This window comes from Salinimicrobium oceani (assembly GCF_012037645.1).
In genome coordinates, this window is sequence record NZ_JAAVJR010000249.1 from 1 (window position 1) to 591 (window position 591).

Annotated in this window: 1 protein-coding gene and 1 pseudogene; both read right to left on the bottom strand. The window is 41.1% G+C overall.

Annotated elements, in window-relative coordinates; genetic code table 11:
- Nucleotides 1-107: pseudogene (locus HC175_RS24315) on the bottom strand (lipoprotein-releasing system ATP-binding protein LolD); the annotation flags it as partial.
- Between the two features lie 22 nt (nucleotides 108-129).
- Nucleotides 130-591 (bottom strand): DUF5916 domain-containing protein (locus HC175_RS16545; protein WP_235942654.1); only part of this gene is annotated, 462 nt, incomplete at its 5' end.

A 591-nucleotide genomic window follows, 5' to 3' on the forward strand; every position in this document is an offset into this window, starting at 1 on the left:
GAAGCTCCCACAATAGAAACGATCTCACTTTTAAGGATGTGCAGGTCCACGCCTTTGAGCACATGTAAATCATTATAACTTTTATGGATGTTTTGGGCTTCTATCATAGTATTAGTCTCAGTTGCAAACTTAACCTTTAAATGTATTTTTTATAGTATTGTAGTCCAAATAATAGACGATACGCAGGGAAAGGTTATGCCTTGCCGGCTGGTTGAAAAGATTTTTAAGACTTTCCGTATAAACCAGATCACTAAGATTATCCTGCTTAAAAATGGAATTCCGGTAAAGGAAGATCAACTCACTTCCCGGGGCAAATCTCCACTGGTAACTTAGGTCAAGGTTCCAGATATTGAAATTCGCATCGGGATCATTACTTTCTGTCACCACATAATCTACGGGAACAAGACTGCCGTCATTGAGCAATCTGGTAAAGCTGTCTTCAGCAAATGCAGCCGAAGACCAGAAGTTCCGGAAGCTAAGGCTAATGGCTTCGCGGGTATTGAAGTTGTAGCTGCCTTGCAAGGAGTTCTCGATGCTCTGCATATCACGACTGCCAAAAATGACATTTTTGGGCAGTAAAGAAACAAAGCT